Annotated in this window: 19 protein-coding genes and 1 tRNA gene; 13 read left to right on the forward strand and 7 right to left on the reverse strand. The window is 42.8% G+C overall.

All coding sequences use genetic code 11. The annotated features are described in order from the left end of the window. The first annotated feature begins 56 nt into the window (after positions 1 to 56). The 6 genes from AB5542_RS00635 to AB5542_RS00660 are packed head-to-tail and all read left to right on the forward strand — an operon-like array spanning position 57 to position 6,060. Entirely contained in the window at positions 57 to 1,013 is a 957-nt protein-coding gene (locus AB5542_RS00635; RefSeq protein WP_270547125.1) for a stage II sporulation protein M, read from the forward strand. Beyond that, positions 1,000 to 1,878 carry a hypothetical protein gene (locus AB5542_RS00640; protein ID WP_279038615.1) on the forward strand — a complete coding sequence of 293 codons (879 nt, stop codon included), beginning with the start codon at positions 1,000 to 1,002 and terminating at the stop codon, positions 1,876 to 1,878. The genes AB5542_RS00635 and AB5542_RS00640 overlap by 14 nt, the downstream gene beginning before the upstream one ends. Then, positions 1,862 to 2,587 (forward strand): DUF4129 domain-containing protein, encoded by a 726-nt coding sequence (locus AB5542_RS00645; RefSeq protein ID WP_279038614.1) that lies wholly within the window; start codon positions 1,862 to 1,864, stop codon positions 2,585 to 2,587. The genes AB5542_RS00640 and AB5542_RS00645 overlap by 17 nt, the downstream gene beginning before the upstream one ends. Beyond that, a complete protein-coding gene (locus AB5542_RS00650) occupies positions 2,584 to 3,744 on the forward strand; it encodes a DUF4350 domain-containing protein (RefSeq protein ID WP_118304650.1) in 1,161 nt (386 codons plus the stop codon). The genes AB5542_RS00645 and AB5542_RS00650 overlap by 4 nt, the downstream gene beginning before the upstream one ends. Positions 3,745 to 3,751: 7 nt before the next feature. Then, entirely contained in the window at positions 3,752 to 4,729 is a 978-nt protein-coding gene (locus AB5542_RS00655; RefSeq protein ID WP_279038613.1) for an AAA family ATPase, read from the forward strand. Continuing rightward, the gene (locus AB5542_RS00660; RefSeq protein WP_288215024.1) at positions 4,729 to 6,060 is read left to right on the forward strand and encodes a DUF58 domain-containing protein; all 1,332 of its coding nucleotides are present in this window, start codon (positions 4,729 to 4,731) and stop codon (positions 6,058 to 6,060) included. The genes AB5542_RS00655 and AB5542_RS00660 overlap by 1 nt, the downstream gene beginning before the upstream one ends. 6 nt (positions 6,061 to 6,066) lie before the next feature. Here the strand turns inward: AB5542_RS00660 and AB5542_RS00665 are convergent, their stop codons facing one another. From AB5542_RS00665 to AB5542_RS00690, 6 genes are all read right to left on the reverse strand, one after another. Continuing rightward, the gene (locus AB5542_RS00665; RefSeq protein WP_288215025.1) at positions 6,067 to 6,981 is read right to left on the reverse strand and encodes a hypothetical protein; all 915 of its coding nucleotides are present in this window, start codon (positions 6,979 to 6,981) and stop codon (positions 6,067 to 6,069) included. A 100-nt stretch (positions 6,982 to 7,081) separates the two neighbouring features. After that, positions 7,082 to 9,445, reverse strand: a complete 2,364-nt coding sequence (locus AB5542_RS00670) for an efflux RND transporter permease subunit (protein WP_288215026.1) — start codon at positions 9,443 to 9,445, stop codon at positions 7,082 to 7,084. 48 nt (positions 9,446 to 9,493) lie between these two features. Next, the gene (locus tag AB5542_RS00675) at positions 9,494 to 9,823 is read right to left on the reverse strand and encodes a nucleotide pyrophosphohydrolase (protein WP_087419165.1); all 330 of its coding nucleotides are present in this window, start codon (positions 9,821 to 9,823) and stop codon (positions 9,494 to 9,496) included. A gap of 39 nt (positions 9,824 to 9,862) precedes the next feature. After that, a complete protein-coding gene (locus AB5542_RS00680; RefSeq protein WP_118304645.1) occupies positions 9,863 to 10,219 on the reverse strand; it encodes a four helix bundle protein in 357 nt (118 codons plus the stop codon). Between the two features lie 40 nt (positions 10,220 to 10,259). Then, complete coding sequence (dtd, locus tag AB5542_RS00685) at positions 10,260 to 10,712, reverse strand: D-aminoacyl-tRNA deacylase (protein WP_118304644.1); 453 nt, start codon at positions 10,710 to 10,712, stop codon at positions 10,260 to 10,262. Positions 10,713 to 10,803: 91 nt separating this feature from the next. Beyond that, entirely contained in the window at positions 10,804 to 12,027 is a 1,224-nt protein-coding gene (locus AB5542_RS00690; protein ID WP_087419162.1) for a PLP-dependent aminotransferase family protein, read from the reverse strand. A 323-nt stretch (positions 12,028 to 12,350) separates the two neighbouring features. On the opposite strand from AB5542_RS00690, the gene AB5542_RS00695 reads away from it, so the two are divergent. Beyond that, positions 12,351 to 12,422 (forward strand) — tRNA-Arg (locus AB5542_RS00695). Between the two features lie 55 nt (positions 12,423 to 12,477). On the opposite strand, the gene AB5542_RS00700 is transcribed toward AB5542_RS00695, so the two are convergent. Next, positions 12,478 to 13,050, reverse strand: a complete 573-nt coding sequence (locus AB5542_RS00700; RefSeq protein ID WP_118304643.1) for an ORF6N domain-containing protein — start codon at positions 13,048 to 13,050, stop codon at positions 12,478 to 12,480. A 146-nt stretch (positions 13,051 to 13,196) separates the two neighbouring features. Between AB5542_RS00700 and AB5542_RS00705 the strand changes: the two genes are divergently transcribed. The 6 genes from AB5542_RS00705 to AB5542_RS00730 form a co-directional block, all read left to right on the forward strand. Next, complete coding sequence (locus AB5542_RS00705) at positions 13,197 to 13,730, forward strand: RNA polymerase sigma factor (protein ID WP_124315533.1); 534 nt, start codon at positions 13,197 to 13,199, stop codon at positions 13,728 to 13,730. Between the two features lie 47 nt (positions 13,731 to 13,777). Next, complete coding sequence (locus AB5542_RS00710; protein ID WP_288215027.1) at positions 13,778 to 14,905, forward strand: FecR family protein; 1,128 nt, start codon at positions 13,778 to 13,780, stop codon at positions 14,903 to 14,905. A gap of 102 nt (positions 14,906 to 15,007) precedes the next feature. Beyond that, the gene (locus AB5542_RS00715; RefSeq protein ID WP_288215028.1) at positions 15,008 to 18,370 is read left to right on the forward strand and encodes a SusC/RagA family TonB-linked outer membrane protein; all 3,363 of its coding nucleotides are present in this window, start codon (positions 15,008 to 15,010) and stop codon (positions 18,368 to 18,370) included. A gap of 22 nt (positions 18,371 to 18,392) precedes the next feature. After that, positions 18,393 to 19,889 (forward strand): RagB/SusD family nutrient uptake outer membrane protein, encoded by a 1,497-nt coding sequence (locus AB5542_RS00720; RefSeq protein WP_340278443.1) that lies wholly within the window; start codon positions 18,393 to 18,395, stop codon positions 19,887 to 19,889. 6 nt (positions 19,890 to 19,895) lie between these two features. Continuing rightward, positions 19,896 to 20,708 carry a DUF4843 domain-containing protein gene (locus AB5542_RS00725; RefSeq protein ID WP_288215030.1) on the forward strand — a complete coding sequence of 271 codons (813 nt, stop codon included), beginning with the start codon at positions 19,896 to 19,898 and terminating at the stop codon, positions 20,706 to 20,708. A gap of 18 nt (positions 20,709 to 20,726) precedes the next feature. Continuing rightward, on the forward strand, positions 20,727 to 21,384 hold a 658-nt coding region (locus AB5542_RS00730; protein ID WP_368242948.1), incomplete at its 3' end, for a PKD-like family lipoprotein.

The following is a 21,384-nucleotide window of genomic DNA, read 5'->3' on the forward strand; positions in this document are numbered from 1 at the left end:
ATTTTTTTTGAATAAATGCATTATTTTTATCACAGGAAAAAAGTGTGGTATTTAGAATGAAAGAGGCTAGATTTGTAAGTCAGAACAAGGAGAAATGGGGAAAAATGGAAAATGTAAGCCATCTGGATACAGATACTCTTGCCTCTAATTACGTGATTCTTTCCGATGATCTCTCCTATGCCAAAACGTTTTACCCGGGTAGTGATGTGGTGAAGTATTTGAATCAGTTGATTTCTGTTTACCAGATCAATATTTACGGACAGGAAAGATCGGAGAAAAAGGGGATTCTTTCCTTTTGGGTGCGGGAGTTTCCGCTGTTGCTCTATCGAGAGAGGCGGACGTTGTTGTTTGCTTTTCTTTTTCTTCTGTTTGCGGCATTGATCGGGGGCTTCTCCACGGCGAAAGACGATACTTTCGTGCGCTTGATTCTGGGTGACGCATACGTGGACAAAACGTTGGAAAACATCGAGAACGGGACTCCGATGGGGATTTATTCGTCCTCGAACGAGGTGGATATGTTTTTTATGATTACCGCAAACAATATTAAGGTGGCTTTCGTGGCGTTTGTTTTCGGTATCTTTTTTTCCGCGGGAACGTTATGGATTCTTTTCTCGAACGGGGTTATGCTGGGGGCTTTCCAATACTTCTTTTTCCAGCACGGGCTTTTGTTGCATTCGGTGATGTCCGTGTGGGCGCATGGGACTTTCGAGATAACGTCTATTATCATAGCCGGGGGAGCGGGGCTGGTGATGGGAAATAGTTTCCTGTTCCCGGGGACGTACAAGCGCTCGTACTCGTTTCGGAATGGGGCCTTGCGGGGCATAAAGATTGTTACCGGGCTGATTCCGTTTTTTATTATCGCTGGGTGGATTGAAAGTTTCATCACGCGTTATGCCGATACTTACCCGGTGGTAGGAGCTGCGGCAATTATCCTTTCGCTGGGAGGGGTTATCGGGTATTTTGTTGTTTATCCTTATTATTTACATAAAACAGAGACCAATGGAAAAGATTAATTTGAGCGTGCAGCGTTCTTTTTCGGATTTGATTACCGTGACGATTAATTTCATGAAACAGGAGTTTGTTCCTTTTATCCGGGCTTTTGCCGTGATCGGGTTTCCCATGATTTTGCTGATGCTTTTTTTCATGAAGGATCTGTTGATGGAGGTTTTTGATATGTCGCTGCACCCGGAGGCTTACTACGACGTGAATAGTTTTACGGATACGATGTTACGAACCCTGTTCACGTCACTGTTCGGGGTGCTGATGATGCTGTGGGTGCAGTTGTTTGCTATTTCTTATTTGCGGGTTTACTGGGATCATTATCAGGCGGGGATTGAGGAACGGATCACGATTATCGAGGTTTTTAGAGTTATGTTGAAGAAATTCGGGGTGTATCTTGTGTGGTCTGTTTTCTGTGGTTTGGTTGTTTTTATCGGTTTCTTGTTCTTGTTTGTTCCCGGAATATATATTGGAATTTCGTTTACTTTCGGATCGTATTTGCTGATATTAAGAGATAACGGGCTAGGAAAAATTATCACGGAATCAATGGCTATGGTAAAGGGGAATTGGTGGAAGACTTTCGGGTTTATTCTCGTGATGTACCTATTGGTAGGTGTTGTAGCTTATCTGTTTGGTATTCCTTATATGTTCGTGATGATGTCGTCGGCTTTCACGGGGGCGATTCCCAATATTTACGAGATTACTTTCTCGCTGCTACTCTCTTACTTGGGACAATACACGTTATACACGGTTTTATTTGTCGGGGTCGGGATGCTTTTCTTTTCCCGTTCGGAAGAGATGGAACACACGACTTTATTAAGCCAGATTGACCAGTTGGGGGTTCAACCCGAGAAAAAGGCGGATGAAGAGGCTAATTAAATATATTATTCTATTCGTGTTTGTTTGTGTCGGGAACGTGACATGGGCGGAAGAAGGGGAGCGGGAGTCTTCGCTCTTTCCGGATTCTTCTTATGTTTTGCGGGGCCCGAAAGCTGATTTCTTGGAGAAATATAGGAAAGATGCGGCTTTTGATTACACGACGAATATTGAAGATTCGCCTAGTATTTGGGACTGGATAAAACGTTGGATTCTGGAGCGTTTGTTTCGGATCAAGGTTTCGGAGGGGTCAATGCAGACAATGGATATTATTTTAAAAATTGTATTGGGTCTTTTTGCCTTGGGTATCGTTTACCTGCTCGTGAGGAATAGGGATAAATTTCTTTTCCGCAGGCGGGAGACCGATTTTTTCCCGGAGGATTCCGTGGAGTACACCGGGGAACAGGAAGCGGATTCTTTCGTGCGGTTACTGGCGAAAGCGGAGCAGGAGAATGATTACGTGCTGGCAATACGGGTGAGTTATTCTGCTTTGTTGCAAATGTTGGATAAAAAAGAGGTGATTCGTTGGGATGTTTCTAAAACGAATCTGCATTATATTTACGAGATAAAGAATGAAACGTGGAGTCGTCATTTTGAGGAGATAAGCCGTATATTTGATTGTGTTTGTTATGGCGAGTTTCCAGTGGATGAAACCGCTTATCGGAATATCAAACGATATTTCACGGAGTTCAGGAAGGAGGTGGAAGGATGAAACGGCGCCAAAATGTATTGATTGTTCTTTTCGTGATCGCCATTATGGCTGTTTACACGGGATATGAGGCGAATAAACCGCAACCGATAGATTGGAGTCCTAATTTTTCTATCAGCAAGAAGAGTCCTTATGGGACGTATATTATTAAAGATGCTTTGCCTTATCTATTTCCGGAAGGAGAGGTGTCTTTTGCCCGGATGTCTGTACGGGAACAATTGCGTGTGGGTAGAACGCCTTTCTTGAAGACCTACTTTTTCGTGAGTCCCTTTTTCAGAATTGTTCCGGGGGATTTGGAGGTCGTGTTGGAAGAGGTGGAAGACGGTGGTTCGCTTTTCGTGTCGGCAGAGTTTATTCCCGATACATTGTATTCTTACGTGGGTGTTTCAGGAATGAAAAGGATTCAGAACGGGAAGGATTATTTGCGAGGCTTTGAAGATAAAGGTTATCCTTTCAGGGCAACTCACCGTTATTTTGAATTGAAGGAATCTTTTGACGGGGAGGTTTTAGGATATGTCGATACGATCAAGAATCCCAATTTTATCCGGATGAATTACGGGGAGGGGGTTATCTACCTACATTCGAACCCGATGGCATTCACGAATTTCTTCTTGTTGGATTCGGTGAATGGGGATTATTACCAGAAGGCTCTCTCGTTTCTTCCCCCGGATGCGAACGTGGTATGGGATGAATACCTAAAATCCGGGACAGAGGGGCAACAAACTCTTTTCCGGGTGATATTCAGGTATCCCGCGTTGAAGTGGGCGTATATTTTGTTGATATTGGGGGCGATACTATACGTTTTGTTCCGGACGAAACGGGAACAGCGTCCGATTCCGGAAATTCGTCCTTTGGAAAACCGGACATTGGAATTCGTGTCGGTTGTGAGTTCTCTGTACTACAAGCAGCGGGATCATGTTGCTATCGCGAATAAACGGATCAATAGTTTTCTGGAAGAGGTACGTTATTATTATAAATTGCGTACGGAGGAACTGGATAGTTCTTTTATAGATTTGTTGTCGGAACGAGCGGGAGTTGCACGGGGTAGCGTGGAAGACCTGATTTTTTTGATTATCCGGATTCGGAAGACCGAGCATGTGGATGAAGACCAGTTACGTGAGCTGGTGAGATATATAGAACTGTTTAAAACTAAAAGCTAAATAGATTATGGAAGATCAGATAAATTTTGAGTCCAGAATAGATTTCACGGATTTAAACGAGAAGATCACCCGAATACGGGAACGGATGGGTAAGGTGATTATCGGTCAAAAGGAAGTGGCCGATTTGTTGCTGACGGCGATGCTGGCTGATGGACATATCTTGATTGAGGGTGTTCCGGGAATTGCCAAGACGTTGATGGCAAAGGTTATGGCCCGGATGCTGGATGTTACTTTTAACCGGATTCAGTTTACGCCGGACTTGATGCCGAGTGATATTCTGGGAACCTCTGTTTTTCTTCCGGCAGCAGGGCGTTTTGAATATCGGAAAGGACCTATTTTCTCGAATATCGTGTTGGTGGACGAGATCAACCGGGCTCCGGCAAAGACACAGGCGGCTTTGTTTGAAGTGATGGAGGAAAGGCAAATCACGAATGACGGGGTGGAATACCGGATGGATTATCCTTTCGTGGTGGTGGGGACGCAGAATCCGATAGAACATGAAGGTACTTATCGTTTGCCCGAGGCTCAGCTGGATCGTTTCCTATTTAAGATTAACGTGACTTATCCTTCCGTGGCGGAAGAGATCGAGGTGCTTGAGTTGCATGATCACGGGGCTATCGCCCATTGGCAGGAACTGGAACCCGTGTTGAGCGTGGAGGCGTTGAAGAAGTTGAGAACACAGGTTGCTCAAGTGCGTGTAGATTCGAAGATAAAATCCTTTATCGTGAATATCGTGGATGCTACTCGTAAAAGCGGTTGGCTTTACTTGGGTGCGTCTCCCCGTGCGTCGATCGCTTTAATGAACGGGGCTAAGGCCTTCGCAGCTATTCAAGGACGGGATTTTGTTGTTCCGGACGATGTTTTGTATTTGGTAAATCCGGTATTGCGACACCGGGTGCAGCTTTCTTCCGAGAAGGAGTTGGAAGGCGTGACTGTTGATCAGGTAGTGCAACAGATAGTGTCTAAAATAGAAGTTCCAAGATAGTGCGAATACTTAAAGATACATATTTATCCCGCCGTTTTTTCCTGATATTGATGTTGGGAATATTCGCTTTTGTGATGGCTTACGTTTTCCCGTTACTTTTTATCTGGGTTGCGGGGGCTTTGCTGACTGTGCTGTTGCTGTTACTCGTGGAGTTATTCGAATTGTACAAGCGAGTGGACGGGATTGATGCTTCGCGGGTGGTGGTGGATAAATTGTCTAACGGGGAAGAAAATCCGGTTTGCCTGGTACTAAGAAATCGTTATCCGGTGAGTGCTTGTCTTCGTGTGATTGACGAGATCCCGGTGGAATTCCAGAACCGGAATGTCTTGTTCCGGTTGAAGGTGAATGCCGGAGAACAGCGGGAGATCCATTACACGTTACGTCCTACAAAACGAGGTTCTTATAATTTCGGGAAGATTCGGGTATTCGTGTCCGTGCGTTTTGGGTTGGTCGAAAGGCGTTATTCTTTTCGTGCGGATCAGGATGTGGCTGTTTATCCTTCGTTTATGATGATGCACCGTTATGAGTTGATGGCTTACGGGAATTACCATCCGGAGAATGGAGGCATCCGTACCCGGGCTCTCGGGGGAAACATGGCCTTCGAACAGATTAAGCCTTATGTGACGGGCGATGATCCCCGCACGATAAACTGGAAGGCCACGGCGAAATATAATCATTTGATGGTGAATACCTACACGGAAGAGCGATCTCAACAGATTTATTGTCTGGTGGATAAGGGACGTGCGATGCAATCGCCTTTTAATAATATGACGATGCTGGATCACGCAATAAATACGGTCTTAACTTTGTCGAATATTATATTGAAAAAAGGGGATCGGGCCGGGTTGATCACGTTCTCGAATAATTCTCGGAATTGCGTGAAGGCCGATAACCGGGTGGGCCAGTTAAATCGGATAAGTGAGGCTTTGTATCGTTTGGAAACACATTATCAAGAGACTGATTTCGAGAAATTATACGTGTCGGTGAATCGACAAATCCCGACCCGGAGTTTACTGATTTTGTTTACCAATTTTGATACCGTATCAGGATTACGACGTCATTTGCCTGCATTACAGCGCTTGGCGGCACGGCATCTCGTGTTGGTCATTTTATTCGAGAACTCTGAATTAAATAAGGCTTTGGAGCGTCCCGTACACAATCTAAAGGATGCATATTTCGAAACCATTGCAGCGGGATTTGCCACGGAGAAACGACAAATGGTCCGGGAATTAAGTCAATTGGGTATCCGGGTGATCCTTTCCAAACCGGAATCTCTGACGGTGAATAGTATCAATAGTTATTTGAATCTGAAGGAGCGAAAGTTGATTTAAACTTTACTACTTCTTACCGAATAGTCGATAAGTGATACCCGTGGAAATTGTTGTTTCTTTTCCCAGAAAGATAGTTTCAAATTTGTAATGAATGTGGTGGCAAAATTCGATCTCGATGCCAGTGGTCATGTTCCAATCGTGTATATTTTTTAATATAATAGCATCCAAAATTCCGCCATGAGGCAGTAACGGTCCTTCTTCTGACGGGTGTATTTCCGCAAATATTTGTTGCAGTGTTGGTTCATCATAGTAGGCCGCGTAATGATTTTTAAATTTTATATGATTGTAAGTTGCCCCGGCATATATCTCTATATTCTTGATCCAATTCTTGTTACTCGTGGCGATGTATCCTAGCTTCGGGGTTATGGTTTGAAATATTGATTTATTACTGATCTCATCAAAATGGTTCCAATATATGGTATATTCGATCTGAGGCTTGAAGTGATGATATATAAATTCACTTTTTGTGCCGCATCCATAAATCCATCCATCTGTTTTTATGCTTTGGGAAAAAGGAGGTAAGTCGATGTAATTGATTTGAAGAGCCGCATTTAGTTTGCTTTCATCAAAAATCTTTCCTCCTAGGACATATATGTTTAAGAAAGGAAAAAGCCAGTAATCCACTTGCAACCGGATTGTATTTGTGATGTTCTTTTTTATTTTGTAGTCCCTAGAGTAAGATTCTAATAATTCACCGGCTTGATCGGTAGTAAAAGGGTATCCCTGGGCAGGAATGTATCCTATTACAGTCTGGATCGAATAATCGTGGTCGTATTTTCGTCGGTCGTAATAGATCGATATGCCTATTGGAGATTTACTCTTCCATTGCGTATAGGTCTCCGAGTGTATACTTGTCTTTTTTTGTGCTGTGGCCGGGAATAACATACTTATCCCCAACATGAAGAATAATAGTCGCCTCATAAATATGCTTTTGATTTATTTATGCAAGTATACATCTTTTTTTAATGAAGAGTATAAATATTCTTCAGTTTAACTTTAAAAAATCCTACATAGGATGTTTTTATTTGATTTCTTTGCTTTCTCCTTCAGCGAGAATGTCTATTTTAGGTTCCTGAAAAGTCTTGTTTGTCGTGTGTTTGTCCAGCGTTAGTAATAATGACGGTAGAAGTATCAGGTTAGATAGCATGGCTGCCAATAACGTGATGGAGACCAAAATACCCAATGCAACCGTACCACCGAAATCGGAAAGAGCAAAGATGCCGAATCCGAAGAACAGGATGATAGCATTGTAAATCATACTTTGTCCTGTTTCTTGTAGGGCCAGTACAGCGGAAGATCGTATACTCCAGTTTGTTCCTTGTAATTCTTGACGGTATTTAGCGAGATAATGGATCGTTCCATCAACGGAAATACCGAAAGCGATGCTGAATACCAAGATCGTGGATGCTTTGATCGGGATGCCGAAGTATCCCATGATGGCAGCCGTGATAATCTGTGGAATGATATTGGGGATCAAGGCAACCAGTACCATACGTTTACTCTTGAACATCCAAGCCATAAAGAGAGCAATAAGAAGGATGGCTAGTGCTAGCGAGGTAAAGAGATTAAATACAAGATATTGAGTTCCTTTAAAGAAAATAATACTTGAACCAGTGACCTTTACCGTGTAGCGGTCATTCGGGAAGTATTGTTCAACAATATTGTATAATTTGTTTTCCTTTTCCTGCATTTTCTTGGTCCCGATGTCTTTTACCCGGAAACTGAGGCGCACCCGTTGGAGGGTGGAGTCAACGAAAGAGTTTGCTTGTCCGCCAATCTCTCCCGTGGATTGGGAGGCATATTTCAAGATGAAATTCTTGGTCATATTTGTCGGGAGCTTGTAATAAGAGGGTTTCCCGTTATAGAACGCCTGGTTGGCAAATTTGATGACTTCAATGAGGGAAATGGGTTTGGAAATATCTTCGTCTTTTGATAATTCCTCGGAGAGTTTATCCAGTTTTTGGAGATTAGGTAAGTTCAATACTTGCTTTGGTTTTCCGAAGTCAACAGTTACCTCTAGGGGCATTAATCCGTCAAAGTTTTCCTCAAAGAAACTTAGGTCTTGTCGAATCGGGTCTGTTTCTTTCAAGTCATCTACCATGTAACCCGTGGATTTCATGAGGGTAAGTCCGATAATTCCAAGGATGACAACGGAAATAGCAACTCCGTACACGACATTCCGACGATTTAAGATAAGTTGAATGACACGTTCCAGCGTTCCGGTTACTGTTTTATTGTGCAAGTGTTTGATTTGTTTGCTATCCGGCTCCGGCATGAAACTGAATCCGCAAGGAATCATGACCAAACACACAAGGTACACGAATGTGATACCAATGGAGGCGGTTATTCCAAATTCCACGAGGATTTGACTTGAGGTCACGATGAAAGTTGCAAAACCGGCAGCTGTGGTCAAATTGCTTAGGAATGAGGCATTCCCGATCTTTTGAATCATACGTTGCAAGGCTTTGATTTTATTCCCGTGACGGTCGTATTCTGCGTGAAATTTGTTGATCATGAACACCAAGTTCGGAATACATATCACGATCAACAGAGGTGGTAACATGGCAGTGAGTAGCGTGATTTTGATGCCTAGCATGGCCATAACACCGACCGTCCAACTGACACAAATCAGCACAATCAATAAACAAAAACCGATGATGCGGAAGGAACGGAAAAACAGGTAGAGGATGAATGTCGTGATCAATAACGACAGGATGATGAACATGTACATCTCTCCTTTGATGTTTTCCGCATTGACTACCCGGATGTAAGGAAGTCCCGAATAGTGCATCTGGAGGTTATGTTTTTTTGAGAAATGTTCGGTAATCTCTAAAATATCCTTTACTAATCCTACCCGTGCAGGAGAGTTCATCACATCAGCGGAGACGGAAACCATCATTCCATAGATGTCTTTCTTTTTGTTGAACAGCGTTCCGTCGTAGAATGGAAGATTTTCAATGATATTCACTAAGCTGTCCAGTTCCCGTTGATCCTTGATATGGTTGGGAAAGATGGGTTGGATGTCAAATTTTTTATTCAGTGTGTCCTTGTGAAGATTGAATGAATGGGTAATATCCACGAGAGCCACGATGCCATGAAGAGCTTTCAGGCTATCGCACATGCTGATCCAGTCATTCATTTTGTCGAGCTGGTAAAAGTCTTTGTCCTGTATGGCAAAGACCATCACGTTTCCTTCCTGTCCGAATTTCTCGTGAAAATCAAGGTAGTCTAGGTATGCGCTATCCGTGGCTGGTAACAGGTTCGAATATTCATATGACATTTCCACTTTAGGGATTTGAAATCCCATGAAAACGGTGATAAGCAAGACCCCAACAATAAAGGCCACCCGGTTACGAAGAAGAATCCCTGCAATCTTAATCCACATGATATTTTTTTATTTGCGCATTTGTTGGCAAAAGTAGGATAAAAGTGTTTAATCTTTTAAGAGTTTCGGATTTTTTTTATGACGATTAGCATCTCTTGCCGTTTTTTTGGCAAAATTATTGTTTACGGCCTCGTTCAAATCTACCCCCGTTTGATTTGCCAAGCATACCAATACCCAAAGAACATCACTCAATTCTTCTGCCAAATTATCCTTCTCTCCTTCCTTGTACGACTGTTCGCCATATTTTCGAGCCATCACCCGGGCTAGTTCTCCGACCTCTTCTACCAGAATAGTCATGTTTGTTAATTCGTTAAAATATCTTACCCCGTGGGTCTTGATCCATGCATCTACTGCGGTTTGTAATTCTGCGATATCCATTGTTACCAAGTTAAAAGTTAAAAACTAAAAGATAAAAGTTCATTTCTTTAATTTAGATTTGAGTGTTTTTACTGTGGCGACAAGCATGGCGATTAATTCTTTATTATCTTTTTCCATATTTGTAAAATTATTCCCATCAATATATCCTGTGTCTTTTAAAAGATTAAGCCAGTAATTCGTTTCATTCGCTTCTTTAAGACCGATATAAAATTTGTTAATATAATCAGCTTGACTTTGTGCAAATTCTGCTTCACGGATTAAAGCTCCCATGGAGGTTCCACTTTTTAGAATTTGGTTGCTGATAACAAATTCTTTCTGTTCTTTTTGAAAGAATTGAGCAAGTTTCACGATGCTTATGGCAAAAGTATAACTTTTATCTTGTAAAATTGAATCCATGTAACTTTTATCTTTTAACTTTTAGTTGTGAGTTTAACAATCATTGTCGATTCTTGGAATCAATAATGATTGTTACGGGTCCATCATTGATTAATTCGACTTTCATGTTAGCTCCGAATTGTCCGGTTTGAACTTCTTTGTGGAGTTCTTGGCTTAGGGTTGCGACGAATTTTTCATATAACGGAACGGAGATGGCGGGAGGGGCTGCATCAATATATGAGGGACGGTTGCCTTTTTTGGTTCGAGCCATGAGAGTAAATTGACTAACGGCAAGGATTTCACCACCGGAGTCTAGGATGGATTTATTCATTACTCCATTCTCGTCATCGAATATACGGAGATTTACAATTTTGGAAGATAGCCAGTTAATGTCTTCATCCGTGTCATCGGCTTGGATTCCTACTAATATGAGCATCCCTTTATTTATTGAAGAAAACAATTGTTGCTCGATGGTAACACTGGCACGTGTAACTCGTTGAATAACTACTTTCATCTTGAACTTAGTCTTAAAATTTAGAGTGAAATATATGAATTTTATTCATATACTCCACTCCAAACTCTAAATTTTAAATCTACATTCTAGATTATTTTTTTCTAGCGTATAGTTCTTTGATTGCGTCGGCTAATCTCTTAACACCTTCGATGTTCATTTCCTCGCTCATGTAAGAGAAATTGATACGCATGGTGTTTTTACCTCCACCGTTAACGAAGAACACGGTTCCAAGTACGAATGCCACGTTCTTTTCGATAGCGATTTGGAATAATTCCTCTGCATCGTATCCTTCCGGCAATGTCAAGAACAAGAACAAACCACCTTCCGGGCGAGTCCAGGTGACACCTTCCGGCATATATTTCTCGAAAGCACCTAACATAGCTTCTAGTTTACTACGATACATATCAACGATATTCTTCACGTTGGCATCGAAATAGTTTTTCTGGAAGAATTTAACCGTGATTTTCTGTAAGAAAGCAGAGGTACAAAGGTCTGTACTTTGTTTTGCCTTCACAAAGTTGTCAATCACCATCGGGTGAGCAAGAACCCAACCCATGCGGAATCCCGGCATGAAGATCTTGGAGAAAGTTCCCAACGTAATTACATTACCTTCTCCATTATCCAAGTCGTACAACATACGTTGCGGTTTTCCTGAGAAACGTAGTTCACGGTAAGGGCTATCCTCAACAACCATGATCTCGTATTTCTTGGCAATATTCAGAATTTCGATTCTTCTGGCTTCCGGCATGGTCATACCTGCAGGATTCTGGAAGTCCGGAATCAAATAGATGAATTTCGGTTTTTCCCCTTTAGCCTTCATTTCAGCCAAAGTCTTTTCTAATTCCACGGCACTCATACCTTGTTCGTCCTGAGGAATACCAACGCCTACACCACCGTAAGAGTTGAACGCACCGAGGGCCCCAAGATAAGAAGGTAACTCGCAAATATATTTGTCTCCACGGTTCAAGAAAATCTTACCAACCGTGTCCAAACCTTGTTGAGAAGAAGTGATGATCGTGATATTTTCTTTTGTAACATAGCTCAAGCCTTGATCCCGGTAACGTTGAGCAAGGATTTCCAATAATTCAGGAACTCCCTCAGTTGAACCGTACTGGCAAGCAGCAGCACCATCCGTGGCAATTACTTCCGCACAAATTTCTTGTAATTGTTCTAACGGGAAAGATTCTTTAGCAGGAAGACCCCCGGCGAAAGAAATAATTTCCGGCTTTTGAGTTAATTTCAACAACTCTCTGATAGCAGAGCGCTTCATCCCTTTGGCGCTGTCTGATAGAATTTCTTTGTAGTCGCTAACCATGTTTATTCTTATTTAAAGTGAATACACGCTGTTAAGTATTTGTGTTGCGAAGTTAATAATAAGTTTTTGAAATAAAATTTTTCATATCAGTTTTTTATTAAAATCGATTGCGGTACTTTCATTTTGTATGTTTTCGAGCTTTTTTAGTAATAATTTGAATTTTGAGAGCTTTGTAGTTGTATTTTGCTTGGATAAAAGTTTCTTCAGAGAAGTAGAGGAGATAATATGATGCTATGGGATTTTCTCGACTAGAAAAAGAAGACTAATGTGATAATTATTTGGAATAAACCGTTTTTTCGATTAGTTTTGCAAGCCGAATAAAGGCCCTTGTAGTTCAACGGATAGAACGGAAGTTTCCTAAACTTTAAATGGCAGTTCGATTCTGCCCGGGGGTACAAAAGATAAAAGTTAAAAGCTAAAAGTTAAACAGGGAGAATGTACTTTTAGCTTTTATTTATTGTTACATCCCGGTAATTGATAGCCGATTCGTTTTCGTTCGTTAGTCCCTCGATTTTTTGCTTGTAATTCGGCAAGCGTTTGGTTGATCAGTTCGAGTTGCATTCGGGTGTCCTCGTTTATATCGTTTTGGTCGGTAAACATTTCCTTGATATACTCTTTCAGTTCTTTCAACTCGTTTTTAATTTCCCCTATTTTATCTGTTGGAGAGTTGGCTATTAATTGTCGAACGGCGACAAAAGCTCGCATGATGCCCATGTTTACCTCGATAGCGATTTCTGAATTAAGGACGCTACTTAGCATGGCGACACCTAATTCCGTGAAAGCAAAAGGCATATATCTATTGCCACCTCTTTGGTTTGAGGTGCAATTTCTGCACCTCAAACTATCGAACTCTTCTTTTGTCAACTCGAACATGAAATCCGATGGGAATCGTTTTAAATTATTCTTCACGGAACGTTTCAAATATTTTGTTTCTGTTCCATATAATTCAGCCAGATCGAAGTCAAGCATGACCTTTTGTCCTCGAATTTCATAAATTTTATCTTGAATGATTTGCAGGTCCATCACGGTGATATTATTTAGTAGGACAAATGTAGTAAAAATAGATATGAATTATCACTATATAGCTATAAAGTTAAAGAATATGCAAATCAAGAGTACGTGTTCCATGAATTTCTATTAACTTAGCAGGCGGATAAACAGGATTGAATATGCTGAAAAGCTTGAGGTATGGAAAAGAGTTCGAAGAACTATACACGGGGAACTATTCCCGTCTGTACTACTATGCTTATCAGTTTTTGAATGATGCGGAGGTCAGTCGGGATGTAGTGAATGATGCGTTCGAGTACGTGTGGAAAAACTACGAGAACTTTCGGAAGATGAACGTGGTGGCGATTCTTTTTCAAAGTGTACGGAATAAAAGCATAGACACCTTCCGGCATAATAAAGTGGAAGAGAATTACGTGGCACTGTATTCTCGGATGCTTTCGGAAGAGGATGCGGGGCTGGATGAGGAAAACGAGAAGATTGAACGGATATATAAAGTATTAGATAGTTTAACCCCGCAAACAAGGCATATCATGGAAGAATGTTATTTTAACCGAAAAAAATATGCAGAGGTTGCGGAGATGTTAAACATCAGTCCTAGTGCGGTAAAAAAGCACGTTATGAAAGCCTTGCGTTTATTGCGGGAAGAATTTCATATAAATAATGGCTCGGAGGGGGTGCCCGAAAATGAGGTCTAAACGTATTAATATAAATTAGGTCGTTAATAAACATGGATGATCAGGATATGAAAAATAAAAAGGATTTGCTGGATGCTTTGGATGATCCCGGCTCGTTGAGTCAGGAGGAGCTTGATGCAATTCTGGATGATCCGAAAGAACTGGAAGATGCTCGCTTGCTAGGGGATTACAGGCAAGCGTTTACACGTCGTCATGCGTCCTTGAAACCTGATGTGAATAAAGAATGGAATAACTTCCGGCAAAGTAGAATTTCCGGTAAAAATAAAGGAAAACAATTGTGGATCGGCATCTCGATAGGTGTGGCGGCCTCTGTGCTTTTATTTTTCAGTTGGCAGATGTTCAATCGGACTTCCCCGGTTCCGGTTAACCGACCTATCGTGGCTTTTACCGCCAGTACTCAATCTCAAGAAGTCCTTTTGTCCACGGGTGACGGGCGTATGGTGTCTTTATCCGCACCTCAAGCAGATAGTTTGTTACGAGAAACAGGTATTACCCGGGGAGACGAGGAGTTAGATTACCAGCAAACGATCCGGGAAACAGAGATACATACATTGACAACTCCCAGGTGTGGGGCTTATCAACTTCGTTTGGCAGATGGAACTCAAGTATGGTTAAATGCCGAGAGCCGTTTGAAATATCCCAGTCGCTTCACCGGAGAGCAGCGAGTGGTTGAGTTAGAGGGGGAAGGTTATTTCAAAGTAACGCCCGATTCAAAAAGACCTTTTATTGTAAAATCCGGTAATATCACGACGGAAGTTCTGGGAACCGAATTTAATGTCAGAACCTACGTGTCCGATGATTCACACGTGACCTTGTTAAAAGGGAGCGTGAAAGTGAAAAATGTTAGTTCGTCCTCGGAAGTGGTAATACGTCCCGGGGAGGACGCTCATTTACAAGGAGACGGGACTTTTGACGTGCGGGAAGTCGACACGGACAATTACTATTTATGGACGGAAGGGTATTTCTATTTTGATAATGAAACCGTGGTCGAGATCATGCGTGAATTAGGGCGGTGGTATAATATACGGGTAGAATTCGAGAACCCGCAAGCGATGAATTACCGCTTGCATTTCCTTGCCGAACGCGATCAGAAAATAGAAGAAGTACTGCAATTATTGAACATGCTTGGTAAAGTACAAGCGACTTACGAAAACAATAAAATTTTGGTAAAATAAAAAATTTTTATCGTTTCTGGTACCCGATTTACATCTCAAAACGAAATCTGAATAAAGAATACGTATTTGAGTCATGTAAAAATAAATTAAATGAACAAATTTATGAAACACCAGAAACTCCAATTCAAGCCGGGCAGTTTTCGACTGAACGGGTTATTCCGGGTTGTGTTCTTCATGTGTTGCTTGTTGTCGGCAGGGCTGACACAGGCACAAGAGAAGAAAATCACGGCGGAATTCAAGGATGCACCTTTATCCAACGTGTTAAAACAACTGGAAAAACTTTCTACCTACAAGATTCTCTTTACTTATGATGACGTACAGTCCTATAAAGTGACTGTTTCGTTGAAAGATGTAACTATTACTGAAGCTTTACAAAAAGTGCTTGATGGGAAGCCTTTTGTTTTCTCGGATGTGGCCAGCGGAAAGTATATCTCGGTAGTCTATCAGCCCAAGAAAAAATCCGATGCCACGAAAGAGATCAAGGGAAAAGTAGTGGATAGTAAAGGAGAAACAGTTATCGGGGCAACGGTCCGGGTGGTGAATGCTACAATCGGGACAGCCACTGATATTGACGGGAATTTTACTTTGCGTGTTCCGGAAGACGTGATGACACTCGAAGTCGGGTTTGTCGGGATGAAGACACAACTGGTTTCCATCAAAGACAAAACTGAAGTCCGTGTCGTGATGGAAGAGGATAATACCGTGTTGGAAGACGTGGTGGTTACCGGTATTTTCAAAAAGGCCAAGGAAAGTTACACGGGTGCGGTTTCCAGCATCTCTTCCGAACAATTAAAAATGTACAAGGGGCAGAATGTTTTGCAAACCTTGAAAAATATTGATGCCTCCTTAAACTTCATGGTAAATAATGCCATGGGTAGCAATCCGAATAACGTACCTCAAATCAATATCCGGGGTAATTCCTCTTTACCCATGAGTGTGCAGGAGTATAATGAAAGTATCAAAAATGACGTGAACTCTCCTTTGATCATCATGGATGGTTTCGAAATCACACTGGAAAAGTTAATGGACTACAATGACGACGAGATCGAATCCATCAATATATTGAAAGATGCGGCAGCCACGGCCATTTACGGTTCTCGTGGGTCCAATGGTGTGATCGTGGTCGTCACGAAACAACCGGAGGCAGGCAAATTGAGAGTGAATGCCGAAATAGGAATGGATATTGAGGCTCCGGACTTGAGTTCCTATGACTTGCTGAATGCGGCAGAAAAACTACAATTGGAAAAGATGGCCGGACTATATGATACTGATTTTCCGGGGAATGATGTGAAGTATTCCGAAAGATATAACAAACGCCTAAAAGCTGTACTTTCCGGGGTGGATACGGATTGGTTGAGTAAACCCTTACACACGGGTGTCGGTACCCATTATAATTTACGTTTGGAAGGAGGAAGTGAACAATTTCGTTGGAGTGGTGCTTTGGCTTACAAAAACGTGGTTGGAGCCATGAAAGGTTCTTCCCGGCGTAATTTTAACGGCTCCATCGTTTTGATGTACATGATGGATAAATTGACATTCAAGAATTACACTTCTTACGGGATGAACCGGGGGCGTGAAAGTCGGTATGGGGAATTTAGCACGTATGCGCAGCAACAACCTTATGATGCCCCGTATGACGAGAATGGTAATCTCGTGCGTTATTTTGATGGTTTTCAGTATAATAACCTTGATAAGCAAAATCCGTTATATGACGCCTCGTTAAACACTTTCGATAAATCGGGATATCAATCGTTAACCAATAACTTTTCCATCGAATGGGACATAATCGAGGGGTTGAAATTAAGAGGACAGTTGGGAATTTCCAGCACGGACAACAGTAGCGATTATTTCTTGCCGGCAGAACATTCCTATTTCACTACCGGGGATCAGAAAGCGGAATATGCCACGGATGAAGGATTCTTCCGTCGCGGATTGTACCGTTACGGAACCGGGAAAGAATATAGTTATAGCGGGAATGTCACGGTGACCTATAATAAAACTTTTGCCGAGAAACATCTTTTGTCCGTGGGTGTTGACTGGTCATTGGCTGAAACACAATCCCGTTCATACAGTTTCGAACTGGAAGGCTTTTCGAGCGAGGATATGAATTTTTTAGGAAACGCCCGTCAGTACATGAAGGATGGGATTCCTAGCGGAACAAAAACAAGTACCCGTCGCTTTGGCTTGACCGGGAACGTGAACTACATCTATGACGGGCGCTACTACGTGGACTTGGCCTACCGTGTCGATGGTAGCTCCACGTTCGGGAGTGACAAGAAATACGCACCTTTCTGGAGTACCGGTATCGGTTGGAACTTGCATAACGAACAATTCCTGCAAGGGCATCCCGTGCTTACGACCTTACGGTTGAAAGCCTCTTACGGGGAAACCGGTTCACAACAGGGTTCCTCTACCGGGGCATCGACAACCTACAAGTATTCCACGGACAACAAATACATGAACTGGAACGGGACGATCCTGCAAGGATGGGGAAACCCCAAGCTGACTTGGCAAAAGACGGATGAATTTAATGTCGGGATGGAGTTCGGTTTGTGGACAGGACGTGTAAAAGGAGAAATCAACGTGTACACGAAAAAGACGGCAAACCTTCTTTCTAACATGGACCTACCCCTTTCTATGGGATTCTCTTCCTATATAGCGAACGTCGGGGAAGTTGAAAATAAAGGTTGGGAAGCCTCTTTTAGCGGCTATGCCATTCGGGACTCGGAACGTAGGATGAACTTGATGTTTAGCGGGCAATTGGTTTACAACAAGAATAAAATCACCAAACTTTCCGATGCGATCAAGGCCCAGAATGAATTGTACTTGCAGGAGGATGTAGACGTGAGCAACCTGTTCTACGAGGGACGTCCGCAGAATGCCATTTATGCCGTACGCTCTTTAGGTATTGACCCGAGTACGGGGAATGAGATTTTTCTGGATAAAAACGGGAAAATCACCGATACTTGGAAACCATCCGATAAAGTATATTTAGGATCAAAAGATCAGAAGTACAGGGGAAATGGCAGCATCATGTTCATGTGGAAAGGACTGACGGTCAACGTGGCCTGTTCCTATTATTGGGGAGGTAAGGTGTACAATGAGACCTTGTTGAACAAGGTAGAGGTAACAAAGAATACCTTATCCAGCCAAAACGTGGATGCCCGTGTGCTGAAATCCCGTTGGTTTCAAGCGGGTGACGTGACGTTTTTCAAGCAATTGAGTAACACCCAGACCCGTGCAACCTCTCGTTTCGTGATGGATGACAATGTATTTGAGATCTCGTCTATCGGTGTGCAATATCGATGGGATACCCCTTGGATTCAGAAATATACTCGTGCCACGTCGATTACTTTCGGTGTGAATATGTCCGACATTCTGCATTTATCATCCATTAAAATGGAACGGGGAACCAGCTACCCGTATGCTCGTAACATACAGGGATATATCAAGTTCTTATTCTAACACGTAACTAAAAACTGTATTTATGAAAAGATTATATATCATAACGGTACTCGTGGCTTTGTTGTCCGTTTCTTGTAATGATTGGCTGGATGTTCGGCCGGACACGGAACAGAAAGACAAAGATTTGTTTACCACGTACAAAGGATTCCAAGATGCCCTCACGGGTTGTTACATGAGTTTGGCTAGCCAAGATGTTTATGGTGAAAGATTAACGATGTCGAATATTGAATCTTTGGCTAATCTCTGGTACCAGTTCCGTAATTCGACACGCTACGAGGATAACGACCTCATGAACCATGACTACACGGGCGACTACTCCAAGACGGCCGTGAAGACCATCTACGCGGGATTGTTCAACGTGATCGCCCAAGCGAACATGATTATTAAATATGCCGAGAAGAACGGGGATGTTATTGAGGACCCTGCGGCTCGAGCTGTTATCACGGGAGAGGCGTACGCCATTCGTGCTTTTTGTCAGTTGGACGTGCTGCGTTTGTTCGGACAAATACCACAGGGAGCCTCCCGGCAAGTGGAATTACCTTATTCTGAAACAACCTCGATTGACGAGATGCCCGCTTATTATAGTTTTGATGATTACGTCGTGAAATTAGAAAGCGACTTGTCGAAAGCGGAATCTTTATTGAAAGACAATGATCCCTTGTTCCAATATACTTTTTCCGAGTTGAATTCAGCGAACGGGAATGAATTAAGTGATAGCTACATGTACTATCGTCAGTCCCGGATGAATTATTGGGCTGTAAAAGCCATTCAAGCCCGTATGTACCTTTACTTGGGAAAGAAAGACAAGGCGTACACGCTGGCCAAAGAAATCATAGAGGCCAAAGGTGCTGACGGGGAATTGGTAATGACCATGAGCGGTGAAACCGATATTGCCAAGGGATATAAAGCCTGCCCGTCGGAATGTTTGCTCTACCTCAGTAAATATGACGTGAAAACATACTCGTCCGTCTTCTTGATCGGTAACAAAGCCGACCAACAGGCTGGCCCCTCCCATCTCGTGATCTCCAGCTCCATGCTAAGTGACTTGTATGCGGGACAAAACACGGGTTCGCACAACAGGTATCTGAATTGTTGGAACCGGAACGTGAAAGATGCGTCGGCCAACTTGTATGGAGCCCTTGCAAAATATTATTTTGCAGATGATGCTGAAAACCAGATGTTATATTACCAGATTATCCCGTTGTTACGGATGTCCGAAGTCTACTTGATAGCGATGGAAACCTCTTCCGATTTGGACGAAATAAACGAATGGTACCATGATTATATGTTGGCTCACTCCGTTGTATTGAATGAAGCAGGTTTTTCCTCTTTGAGCGAGGTTTCCGGGGAGATGGTAAACGAGTACCGTCGGGAGTTTTACGGTGAGGGACAAATGTTCTATACGTACAAAAGAACCGGGGCGACGACAATGCTTTGGGGGAACGGGAATGCCGACGAGAACGTGTACATCGTTCCTCTCCCGGAAACCGAATATAATCCTAACTCTCAAATAAAGTAAATGATTATGAAACAGTTAATAAATATACTGACCGGGAGTCTGTTCCTTTTCGGGATGAGTTCCTGTGAGAAAGATTTGCCGGTGTACGAAACCCCGGACTGTTGGTTGAATTTCGTGTACTACAGTAGTTATGATGGTTCCGTGCTGGGGACAGAAGAAGTTACCGACGAGATGCGATATGCATCGTATTCGTTCGTGTATGTCGGGGAAGAGGTTGAAGTTGACACGGTTTGGTTTGAAATATCAACCATGGGTTTCGTGTCGGATGAGGACCGACCGTTAGAACTGGAGCAAATTCAGACAGGGGGGAATGATGCGAAGGCTGACGTGCATTATGTCGCTTTTACCAACGAAGAACTGAAGGCGAAATACATGATCCCTGCCCGTAAAACGGGAACCAAAATTCCGGTTGTTGTCAAAAGAGACCCTTCTTTGAGCAACGGGGACGTTACCCTGCAATTCACTTTCAAGGATAACGGTTATTTCAAACCGGGATATGACGGGTTAACGACCCGCACGTTATCCATTTCTTCGAAATTAACCAAACCATCCGTATGGGAGGAATCTTATTGTGACTATGTGTTTGGTCTTTACGGGTCGGAAAAGCATCGCTTGATGATCGAGTGGACCGGGGAAAAGTGGGATGATGCGTACATTAAGGAATTAATGGACGGGGATAACGCCTATGTCAACTACTTGGCCGGTTGGTTTGCCCGGAAATTGGAAGAAGAGAATGCAAAACGGGAAGAGGCCGGGGAGGAACCCTACAAGGAAGAAGATGGAACGCCGGTTAGTTTTGAGCCTAAAAGTTGGAGTTAATTTTAAAAGCAAGAAAGCATGAAAAAGTATATCATATTATCCGTGTTGTTCACGCTGTTCGGGCTGGTATCCTGTTATGATGATGACAGTAGCTTGGGAACTAAGAAAATCGGGGACATCACGATCGGAACTTTGGAAGACGCATCGATTATCTCTTATAGCGGGAATAAATTAATTCGTGAGCCGGAAATAGAAACGACTTATCCGGACGATCAATTAACCTACGCGTGGTACATTTACAAGGAAGATCAAGATAAAGGCTTCCGGACGAATAAAATAGATTCGGTCAAGAATCTGTCGTACGAGGTAAATCTACCGGCGGGAAGTTACACGATTATCTTCGAAGCCACGGCAACCGAGAATGGTTATGCTGCGACGGCAGAGATGAAACTTGCCGTTTCCACCACGTTTTCGCAGGGATTCTACATCTTGAAAGAGACGGCAGACGGGAACACGGAACTGGATGTGTACACGCAGAACGGGCTGGTCCCCGATCTTTTAGCCATGACCCAAGGGGAAGCGTTGCCCGGTTCTCCTCGTAACCTCTCCGTGGGTTATAGCCAAGCCTTTATCGATACAGAGGAGAACAAAATGGTGAACGCCAATACCGTCTGTATCACCACGGAATCGGATAAACTTATTTGCCTTCGTACCGTGGATATGCTGAAAGCATTTG

This window comes from Butyricimonas sp. RTP31003st1_G1_RTP31003_210430 (assembly GCF_040920905.1).
Classification (GTDB): domain Bacteria; phylum Bacteroidota; class Bacteroidia; order Bacteroidales; family Marinifilaceae; genus Butyricimonas; species Butyricimonas paravirosa.